Annotated in this window: 10 protein-coding genes; 3 read left to right on the top strand and 7 right to left on the bottom strand. The window is 38.2% G+C overall.

Features of this window, described 5'->3' with window-relative positions; all coding sequences use genetic code 11:
• Positions 1-82: 82 nt before the first annotated feature.
• The 7 genes from RCP16_RS20895 to RCP16_RS20865 form a co-directional block, all read right to left on the bottom strand.
• Positions 83-814, bottom strand: coding sequence for a TerC family protein (locus tag RCP16_RS20895; protein ID WP_069327709.1), 732 nt, complete (start codon positions 812-814; stop codon positions 83-85).
• 135 nt (positions 815-949) lie between these two features.
• Positions 950-2,281 (bottom strand): TerD family protein, encoded by a 1,332-nt coding sequence (locus RCP16_RS20890; RefSeq protein WP_308641241.1) that lies wholly within the window; start codon positions 2,279-2,281, stop codon positions 950-952.
• Positions 2,282-2,435: 154 nt separating this feature from the next.
• A complete protein-coding gene (locus RCP16_RS20885) occupies positions 2,436-3,014 on the bottom strand; it encodes a TerD family protein (protein ID WP_069327707.1) in 579 nt (192 codons plus the stop codon).
• Between the two features lie 335 nt (positions 3,015-3,349).
• Positions 3,350-3,925, bottom strand: coding sequence for a TerD family protein (locus RCP16_RS20880; RefSeq protein ID WP_069327706.1), 576 nt, complete (start codon positions 3,923-3,925; stop codon positions 3,350-3,352).
• Positions 3,926-3,986: 61 nt separating this feature from the next.
• Positions 3,987-4,586, bottom strand: a complete 600-nt coding sequence (locus tag RCP16_RS20875) for a TerD family protein (RefSeq protein ID WP_069327705.1) — start codon at positions 4,584-4,586, stop codon at positions 3,987-3,989.
• Between the two features lie 97 nt (positions 4,587-4,683).
• Complete coding sequence (locus RCP16_RS20870) at positions 4,684-5,130, bottom strand: tellurite resistance TerB family protein (protein ID WP_069327704.1); 447 nt, start codon at positions 5,128-5,130, stop codon at positions 4,684-4,686.
• Positions 5,131-5,613: 483 nt separating this feature from the next.
• On the bottom strand, positions 5,614-5,838 hold the full coding sequence (locus tag RCP16_RS20865) for a hypothetical protein (RefSeq protein WP_308641240.1): 225 nt from the start codon (positions 5,836-5,838) through the stop codon (positions 5,614-5,616).
• Between the two features lie 692 nt (positions 5,839-6,530).
• On the opposite strand from RCP16_RS20865, the gene RCP16_RS20860 reads away from it, so the two are divergent.
• From RCP16_RS20860 to RCP16_RS20850, 3 genes are all read left to right on the top strand, one after another.
• Positions 6,531-6,731 carry a helix-turn-helix domain-containing protein gene (locus RCP16_RS20860; RefSeq protein WP_308641239.1) on the top strand — a complete coding sequence of 67 codons (201 nt, stop codon included), beginning with the start codon at positions 6,531-6,533 and terminating at the stop codon, positions 6,729-6,731.
• 284 nt (positions 6,732-7,015) lie between these two features.
• Complete coding sequence (locus RCP16_RS20855) at positions 7,016-8,314, top strand: DNA-binding protein (protein WP_273592604.1); 1,299 nt, start codon at positions 7,016-7,018, stop codon at positions 8,312-8,314.
• 30 nt (positions 8,315-8,344) lie between these two features.
• On the top strand, positions 8,345-9,706 hold the full coding sequence (locus RCP16_RS20850; protein WP_308641238.1) for a DNA-binding protein: 1,362 nt from the start codon (positions 8,345-8,347) through the stop codon (positions 9,704-9,706).
• Positions 9,707-10,017 lie beyond the last annotated feature (311 nt).

Below are 10,017 nucleotides of genomic sequence, written 5' to 3'. Positions count from 1 at the left end.
GTTAAGCCGCCGTATAATAAATAAATCCCTCCTATTGTGCAGGCAGGAGGGATCATCCAATCTGTTGTAGCAGCAATCCTGATTAAGACTGTTCTTTTTTACGACGAATCGAACTGATGACCATCGTTCCTACAAACACCACAATAAGAATTGCAAAAAACAACACTTGAGAAATTTCAAAACCAAATGCGCCTACAATCATTTTGACTGCAATAATCGCAATTAAAATAAAAGCGGTTTTTTCAAGTTCAGGGAACTTATTAATCAGTTTCAAGAACAATTGAGCAACGCCACGCATCATCAAGATACCAATAATACCGCCCAGGAATAGTACCCAGACTTCATTACTGATACCAAAAGCAGCCACGACGCTATCAATACTGAATGCAATATCCATCATTTCAACCATTAATACGGTTTTCCAGAAAGACATTGGCTTGTTCTGTACTTCGTCTTCGTCTCCGCCTTTGAATAATCCTTTGTACGCAATATAGAACAGATACAATCCGCCAATGACTTTGACTGCTGTAAATGTAACCAGATACGTTCCAAGACCAATCGCCAGAAAGCGGAAAAGATAGGCTCCGAGAATACCATAGAACAAAGCCTTTTTCTGCTGTTTCGGTGGCAAATGTCTGACCATAACGGCTAACACAAGCGCATTGTCAGCGGACAATAATCCTTCTAATAGTACAAGACTTGCAATAACTCCCCAGCTCACTGGATCGGATAGAGTTGCAGCAATCTCACTCCATGAGAAGAAGTGACCGTAGTTATCAGCAATACTTTGAAAAAAATTACTGAACCAGTCCATACATCGTCCTCCATATACACTTCGTGTGTTAAGCGTGATGTCCACATTCTAATTATTTTAGAGGTGTATCAACACTTGTAATACCGATTTGTGTAAATTCTGTGTATGTTCATTATCATCATCTATAGCGATAGCCTAATCTTTGCTACCGGCTTTCCAGCGCATGCCCCAATTGAAAGCACGATCCATATCCGAATGACCTTTGAAATACTGAACCAACTTTTCGATACTAAAAGTTTCATTACCCACATTTTGTATCATTGCAATCGCACACATCGGACTGCGATTATCTGCTTCGTCTAGACGCACAATAATATCAGGTCCATTTTGTTGAGAAATAGTCACGACACCATCGGCATCTGTCCAACGTGTAATACCTTCATAGATAAAAGAAAAGACCAGAATACGCTTGATTTCGGATATTTTGTTACCGTTAATCCGCATATTTTCGCCACCTGCTATAGCACCTGTTCGGTCATCACCGTCTAGCGCTACAAAAGGCCAATTTGTCAAAGAACCAAAAGAATTACCGAGTGCTTGAACTACACCTTTATCACCATCTTGTAATTCATACAAGCAACCTAGATCCAGATCGACTCCTGAACTACGTTTGAATAATCCTTTTTTCTCCTGACGATTCCAGTTCAGATTGATCAGTAATTCCCCGAGGGTACCGCCCGATTTTTTCTGAAGATTAATCACATCGCCTTTTTTCTTAAGCTCAATCTTGGATAGATTTAAGTTTACTGAAGGCGTAGGAGCTGGTGTTGGCGCTGGAGGAGCAGGAGGTGGAGTCGATGGTCGATTAAGATTCATCGGCTTCGCCGGTATTGGAGCTGGTGCAGGAGGCGGCGGTGGTGGTGGCGAAACAGGCTTAGGAGGTACTGGTGGTGTTGGTGGCGGTGTGGGAGCAGGTGTATCTTCTACCTCAACACCATAACTACCACATAATTCTTTAAGTCCACCAAAATAACCTGCTCCTACTGCTGCGAATTTCCATTCTGTCTGATAACGATAGAGTTCCCCTACCACAATCGCAGTTTCTGATGAAAATTGGGAATCGATATCATAGCGAAAAATCTCTGCACCTGTCGCTTCATGGGTACAACGTAAGTACGTACGATTCACCTGACTAAAATTTTCTGTCGGTTTATCGCTATTGTAAATGGTTAGCGTTACCGCAATTTTTTGAATATCTTGCGGAATCGCTCCTACATTTACTTTAAATTGACGAGCATCACTGCCTGTCGCATTTTCAACATAAGTAATAAAAGAATTGCCCGGGTTACCATAAAAAATAAGATCATTATCACTTTTCACTTTTCCATTTTGTTGAAGCAAAAAAGCAGAAGTATCTAATTCTAATGAAGCAGGTGCTTCCCAACCCAGCGAAATAATAAGCTGTTGAAGCCCTGGTGTTGTTTTGGTTATGTCTGTTTTTTGTCCTTTAACAATAGCTACACTCATAATTGTTTAACCCCGTAATTTATGACGTAAATGGTCCATTGTTCTTTCCTATTTTAGCATTAAATGCTAGTGACGAGTTAAAAAAAATAGGGCAGGAAACCCACCCTATTCATGTATAGTTCATGCTTTTGCCTTATTTGTTGAGACAACAGGATTATACTGGTAATCCGTAGTTCTGACACAATGCTGCCAGTCCGCCTGAGAATCCACTACCGATCGCTTGGAACTTCCAATCTGTTGCTTGACGATAGAACTCACAGAACACTACTGCTGTTTCTGTAGAGAATTCTTCACCTAGATCAAAGCGCAAAATTTCACTATTGTTATCTTCATTGACTACCCGTACAAAAGCAGCACTTACCTGTCCAAAATTCTGTCCACGTGCATCAGCATCATGAATCGTAACGGTAATTCCGATACGCGAAATGCTAGCAGGTACTTTGCTGAAATCGACAACGATCTGCTCATCGTCCCCGTCACCTTCACCTGTTCGGTTATCTCCGGTATGCGTAACAGCACCATTGTAGGTCGTTAGATTATTGTAGAATACAAAATCCGTTTCTGTTTTGGCTTTGCCATCTTCATGCAATAAAAATGCCGAAGCGTCCAAGTCAAAATCGCTACCACCGCTATATTTGTTCGTGTCCCAGCCCAGACCTACCACAACACGTGTTAGTCCTGGATTTGTTTTCGTAAGGTCGATCCGTTGCCCCTTGGATAAATTAATGGTCATCCTCTGTTCACTCCTTACCATCACTGTAATGTCATACTACGTATGAGACTGAAACAAAACGGAGCTATGCGCTCCGCCTCGTTGACAGCTTATTTAAAAGATAGAAAATGTTACAATATTTTGCTTTGCAAAAATCATTTTTTCATTGCACTGGGTCGCGTTTTTACTGCCAAACGCTAGAAGTAAGATATTTTGCTTTGCAAAAATCATTTTTTCATTGCACTGGGTCGCGTTTTTACTGCCAAACGCTAGAAGTAAGATATTTTGCTTTGCAAAAATCATTTTTTCATTGCACTGGGTCGCGTTTTTACTGCCAAACGCTAGATACCAAACGTTTATTGTAAGCCGTAGTCGCGTGTCAATCCTGCAAGACCATCTTTGTAGCCGTTACCGATTGCGTTAAATTTCCACTCTGCGCCATGACGGTACAATTCACCAACAACTACACCTGCTTCGATAGAGAAATCTTCTCCAAGGTCAAAGCGGATCAATTCTTCGTTGTTATCATCGTTTACGATACGAACGTAAGCGTTAGATACTTGACCGAAGTTTTGGTTACGAGCTGCTGCTTCATAGATTGTGATTGTAAATGCAATTTTGTCTACATCAGCAGGTACGTTCGGGATGTCTACTTTGATTTGCTCATCGTCGCCATCGCCTGCGCCTGTACGGTTGTCGCCTGTATGTACGACAGAACCATTTTCATTTTGAGGATTGTTGAAGAAAATAAAGTTTTTCTCGCTAGATACTTTACCTTCAGTATTCGCGCAAAATACAGATACGTCCAAATCGAACTCTCCGCCGCCATCATATTTATTTGTATCCCAACCAAGACCTACAGTGATCTTAGCCAATCCTGGATTACTTTTCGTTAAATCTACTTTTTGTCCTTTAGATAAGTTAATTCCCATGTTCAATTCCTTCTTTCCATGTGTATGATTTGGAGTTGCTGTTGAAGATAACGCTTACTGATTACGAATATTGGCGAGCCAAAATATCGATATGTGCGGCCTGTTTTCCTTGACCGATTGCGTTGAATTTCCATTCTGCTCCGTTACGGTAAATTTCACCCGTAATCAATGCTGTCATACCGGAATAATCATCCGTCAGATTAAAGCGAACCAATTCCTGTTGATTCTGTCCATTCATAATGCGAATATAAGCAGACGAAATCATACCGAAATCTTGTTTGCGTTGCTCTGCTTGATAAATATTAACCACAACGAGCACTTTATTCACATCAGCAGGTACTTTAGAAAGATCGATATGGATTTGCTCATCGTCTCCTGCACCTTCACCAGTTAGGTTATCGCCGCTATGTTTGACAGAACCACAACCGCTCGTCAAGTTATGAAAGCAGACCAAGTTGGTAGCTTTGGTCAATTTATCATTTGCATCCAACAGAATCGCTGAAGCATCACAGTCGATATCTGCTTTTGCTTTTTTCATACCGAAGAATCCTTTAGATTGCGTTTCTGCGGGATCCCAACCCAAACCAACCACCAGTTGATTCAGACCGCTATTGCCTTTGGTTAAATCAATTTTTTGACCTTTGACTAAGCTGATACTCATAAAATGATATGACCTCCTTTGTAATACTGATATGTAATACTGTTATTACCGGAGAATCGTTTCAACTTTTTTGAAACTGCCTTCATTCTTACCCGACTTACAGTCCAAATTCAGAAGCATTCAAGCCAAGAACTGTCGCGATTTCGCGTACAACCGCTTGCTCTTGAGGATCAAAGTCACCATCAGCTGAACCAATTGCACTACATACACCAATCAACAAGCGACCTTCTTCAGGTTTGCTTTTGAATTTACTGATCGCTTTAAGCGCTTCTTGCTTACCGATAATCGCATCAAATTCAAAATTTTCTACATAATGATTAAAGCGAGCAATCACCAAGCTCATATCAAACACTTTCAATTGCTCATTGCGTCCGATATAACCTGCCATTTTTTGCTTTTCATCTGCGCTGATATTACCATCTGCTGCCGCTACAAGAGCACAACCTGCTACGATCGCTTCTAAAAAGTCCTTATTTTTGAACTTTTTCATCTGATCATTCAAGTTGCTTTTCGTACTGTTTAACCATGATTTGAATGCACTCATATCGATCACCTCCTATTTATCATAAACCAATTTGAAGCAGACCTCTAGTTTTGCAAATCTACAGTATTTATAGAAACCACTGTGCCTCTATATTTTCCCACAAGTTATCAAAAAAACCAAATTTCCCTTTTGAGTTTGTCAGTTGATCTCAGCAAAGAAATAGTCTCTTCTCTCATAATAAGCCACAGCTCTCTTACTGAAACAAAAAGCACCTTAATCCGGTATATTTCCGAGATCAAGATGCTCTTTATCATTTAGCTATTTATGTGTTCTAGATTGACGTTGCACAGTTCTACGTGGGGCGCATCACCGGGCAGAATAACGTATCTCCTTGTTACTCTTGCCACCGAGTATGACACATGTTTTTAAAACAGTACTTTTTGTTTTTTTGTAAACAACAATTTATTTTAACTTTTCCATAGTATAGGAAGAAAGGTAGGTTCATTTATAGTGTGAAGAAAGAATAGAAGTTAGAGTATTCGCTTAGTGTGTACGATGATTCGTATTGAATGTGTCGCCAAAAAAATAACTAGAAATCATATCACCAATCGTTAATACGATGACTGCAATAACAGCAGATCCTATGGCTTCGTAGACACTGACATGAATACCATACATCCACACTAAAAAGATAATCATCGCCGGGATCAGATTCCAAATCATTTTCTTTTTAACACAATCGGTAAACGCTATGCTGACTCTGTTCATTCATAAGCCTCCATGTTAGATATAAAATAACAGCTTATAGAATATACCACAAAAATATCCATTTAAAACCATTTTAGAAGATATATTTTGGAAATATTTTGAAATTCAACAAAGTAGTCATTAAACGCCAGAAAAGAGCGTGATCTGTAGGCGATCATGCTCTTTTCTGGTCTTCTCTATTCATTTAGGGAATATTTAGGTGTTCTATGATATCAACTAATTTAATACTTATGTGGTATGTTGCTATAGAATTCTTCGGACTCACTACGTTTACTTGCTAGGGTATGGCTAGTTGTTTCTATATTGCTATAGGATGATTCTGTTCAAACGACAAGCTACTTTACTAATGGTGTGGCTATCGTGCTGATGAGCTTAGGGTATATAGGATTGTAGTGAGATCCTGTCAGCCAACATTTGTACTTCTACGTGTCCGTTTATAGGTCAGTAGTGAAGTAACTTGTATCCTTATTATTACAGGAGTTTTCAAAAAACGGATTCTTTTATTTTGTAATCACAACCTTTTTTTGTAATCCGTGAGTGTTTACTCCCAAATTCTATAGGTCAATAGAACCCTTATACTAAGTTACTAAAAAAGGTACTCTGACATTTTAAGTAACTTATAGAATAATAAAAACTATCATTTTCTGGAATCGTATAAGGATTATTGTATTTTTCGGAGGTGCTTACCGTTTATGAGCCCACTGGATACAGTACGCTCTCATATTGAGCAAGAACTTCAACGCAGACAAATCAATTTAACACAGTTTGAAAAGATATCTGGTATTAATCGTGGAGTACTCAGTGCAACGCTCAACAGCAATCCACCTCGATCAATATCGATCAACCAGCTAGATCGTATGGCAGCCGCTCTCGATCGACCGGAAGGCTGGTGATATGAGCAATATGTTTATCGAAACGTTTTGATTTAGCAGAATTTATATTTGTTATAAGGAAAATAAATTAAAACTATAATTAACTAGATAAGAATGATGTTGCTCTGTCAACCGAAAGACATATAGATAAACTTTAAGAAAAATTTATTATTTTCAAAAATACATTGAATACATTTGATATGTCATTACGTAGATACAATATGAGCCGTACGATGGACTATACGTCTTTGCTACAACTTTTTATTCGTTCGATGCCTTAATACAACAGTCAAGAGGTGAGCTGTATGGACAACCGAATAGCCTTATGTACGGAGTTAGAAAATGAGATTTCCCGACAAGGTTATTCTCTTAGTCGTTTCAGTCAAATTTCTGGAATCAATCGTGGCATTTTAAGTGCCACATTGAATGGAAACCCTCCCAAACCGATGTCGATTAATCAGTTAGATACAATGAATACTGCTTTGGGCAAGCCAGAAGGTTGGCTGTATGAGCTGTTTGTAGAACAATGCTTTGACGAACAAGGTAAAACGAATTGGCGACGTGTTAGCGCACTCCTATTCCGTTGTATTGAACTCAATCGAAACGTTTTGATTGATCGTATTTTGTGCTTGTTGCTTGAAGACATATCCTATCTTAATCACGTTTTTGAATTGGCTGAAGAACTCATTGTAGATAATCCGAGTGACAGTGTTATGCAGTTGTATGAATGTGTCGTGAGTAATGAGCGCAACTACCAAGCAGAACGGCTGGCGATCAGTCATTATCGTATTTTCCGCTATTCGATTAAACGCGATATTAAACAGAACTTTATAGCGGCTGTGACTTTCCAAGCTTTCTGTGATCGTCTGCCTTCTTATATGCAATTAGATGCTTGGTTGCAGTTGGCAAATGTGTACTATACCGCTAACGAATGGTTACTGATGGAAAAGTGCGGAGATGCTTTAATCGAATTATCCAATCGACTTTATAAAGAAAAGAAATACCATAATCTCAAAAGTGAGCGTTCTTTCGTTGTTTACTATGGACAAGGGTATCTTATCAAATCCATATTTTATCAAAAAGTAGGACAATATGAAGAATCAACAACATACATTAGGAAATATAGTGATCTGAGTTGGTTAGACGATCTGGATGAGTGCGGACAACAAGAAGTAGAACGCTTCAAAATATTTGCTCAAGGCAACAGCTACTGTACCGAGTTATATAAAGGGAATTTTAGTGTACTGGATGGTTATGTTGCCTTTTTGGAAAACTATCCGAAGGAAACGATTCCGGGGTTGCTGACGATTCTAAGTACTGCAAATCAATACAATATTGTGGTTGATCATATTATCGAAAAATTCCATGAGCATATTACAACGAACTTATATATGGATCATTCAGCGAAAAAAAAATCTGTGGCAGACAATCAGTATACAAATATGTGTTACCAGTTAGCTGTCTATCAATCGAAACATGCGAGTCAGTCTACTAAACTTCAAAATACGATTAAACGCTTTGATACATCATTACGTAAATGCAATATGAATCTCAATTTAGACTATACTTCTTTACTACAAAATGTCATTCGTTCCATGCCTTAACATATACCCTACTACATCGAGGTGATCTGCATGAAGCATCGAATAACCCTAATTACTGAACTTGAGTCCGAAATGCATAAGCAGGGTTATTCGCTTAGTCATTTTAGTAAGGTTTCTGGAATCAATCGTGGTATTTTGAGTGCTACGTTGAATGGAAACCCTCCCAAAATCATGTCGATCACTCAATTGGATGCTATGGCTAAAGCTCTGGGCAAACCGGAAAGCTGGCTATACGAATTATTTGTAGAACAATGCTTTTCAGAAGAAAATAAAACGAATTGGCGACGTGTTCGTACACTTCTACTCCGTTGCATCGAACTCAATCGTGATGATCTAATCGGTGATATTTTAAACTCATTGATGGAAGACCCTGCCCATGTCGCTCATGTATTTGATCTCGCAGAAGAATTAGTAGAGCAAAATCAAGCCATTGTGGCGATGCCTTTTTATGAATGTGTGATCGAGAATGAGCGTAATTATCATTCTGAGCGGTTAGCCATCAGTCATTATCGAATATTTAGAGCAAGAACCAGTCCGATTATCGAAAATAATCTTAGACTGGCTATGGTTTTTCATCCTTTTCGTAATCGCTTACCCGATCATTTGAGACTGGAAGCTTTACTACAACTCTCCAATATCTATTACACTATTCAGGATTGGGATATGGTTATAGACTGTGCCAATGAATTGAATGTGTTATCTAATATTATCTACGCCCAAGAATGTAAAAGAAGAAAAAAGAACTTACCTGTTACAACGGTTCTTTTAGAAAGACCACTGGTGACTTATTATGCACAAAGCCATCTTATGAAATTTGTGGCGTTAGAACATATGGAAAAGTACGATGAAGCTCGACCTTATTTGAAAGAGTTTGCCGATTTGAGCTGGTTTGAAGGTTTAGATGACATCGGAAAAGAAGATGTCGAAAAATTCAAACTATATGCTGTATTCAATGAATTGAATTTGGATTTATTAACAGGGAATACAGATAAATTAGTCGATTATGTTGAATTACTAAAAGCTCATCCCGGTGAAGCATTGCCTAGTTTAGTGATCATTTCAAAAGCAGCCAATAAATATAATATGAATATTGATGATATTCTTGCTGATTATGACGACATTATTTATCCAAATGATATTTTAGATTATATCCATCATGGCAAATTTTTAAGGGATCATTATAAAGATATTCCGATTGGAATTAGCCGTTATATCAACATTTACTACCAACTGGCTCTGTATCAATGCAATCGTAATGTCTATGATGAAAAGCTCGAAAAAATTCTAATTGCCCTAGAAACATCAGTCGAAAAGTATAATCGTGGACGTATTATAGATTGTCTAGCATTATTCAAAAAATTACGTGAAATGCCTAGAGAACATAAAGAATAATCTATCTATTGTGCTAACTATTTAGCTTCATTTGCCTGACGTAAGATCAGTGCATAAGTTGATCGTATGATACTTTATTACCTTTTGGGCGTTTCATAATCTGTAGATACAATATATTTTATAAATAGCACATTAGATTATCTTGAACGGTTAAAAAAACTTCGACTGATTTCTAAAAATGGGAATTAAGTTACCCCTAAGACATAGAAACCATGACTTCCCTTGCATGGTAACTATGTCTTTTGTGATTCCTAAATTTTGAAGATTTGATTAAAAGTAATTGACCCCCGTTCAAAGCGTAATGTATAATG

Origin of the sequence: Paenibacillus nuruki, from assembly GCF_963311185.1 — a bacterium.
Lineage (GTDB): Bacteria > Bacillota > Bacilli > Paenibacillales > Paenibacillaceae > Saccharibacillus > Saccharibacillus nuruki.
Note: the sequence above shows the minus strand (reverse complement) of the source record. Positions and strands in the feature narration are given on the sequence as shown.

Bases quoted from the DNA above. Each gene is read 5' to 3' on its own strand.
- RCP16_RS20860 (WP_308641239.1), top strand. From the start codon at position 6,531: ATGAGCCCACTGGATACAGTACGCTCTCATATTGAGCAAGAACTTCAA.
- RCP16_RS20895 (WP_069327709.1), bottom strand. From the start codon at position 814: ATGGACTGGTTCAGTAATTTTTTTCAAAGTATTGCTGATAACTACGGT.
- RCP16_RS20865 (WP_308641240.1), bottom strand. From the start codon at position 5,838: ATGAACAGAGTCAGCATAGCGTTTACCGATTGTGTTAAAAAGAAAATG.
- RCP16_RS20880 (WP_069327706.1), bottom strand. From the start codon at position 3,925: ATGGGAATTAACTTATCTAAAGGACAAAAAGTAGATTTAACGAAAAGT.
- RCP16_RS20870 (WP_069327704.1), bottom strand. From the start codon at position 5,130: ATGAGTGCATTCAAATCATGGTTAAACAGTACGAAAAGCAACTTGAAT.
- RCP16_RS20875 (WP_069327705.1), bottom strand. From the start codon at position 4,586: ATGAGTATCAGCTTAGTCAAAGGTCAAAAAATTGATTTAACCAAAGGC.
- RCP16_RS20855 (WP_273592604.1), top strand. From the start codon at position 7,016: ATGGACAACCGAATAGCCTTATGTACGGAGTTAGAAAATGAGATTTCC.
- RCP16_RS20890 (WP_308641241.1), bottom strand. From the start codon at position 2,281: ATGAGTGTAGCTATTGTTAAAGGACAAAAAACAGACATAACCAAAACA.
- RCP16_RS20850 (WP_308641238.1), top strand. From the start codon at position 8,345: ATGAAGCATCGAATAACCCTAATTACTGAACTTGAGTCCGAAATGCAT.
- RCP16_RS20885 (WP_069327707.1), bottom strand. From the start codon at position 3,014: ATGACCATTAATTTATCCAAGGGGCAACGGATCGACCTTACGAAAACA.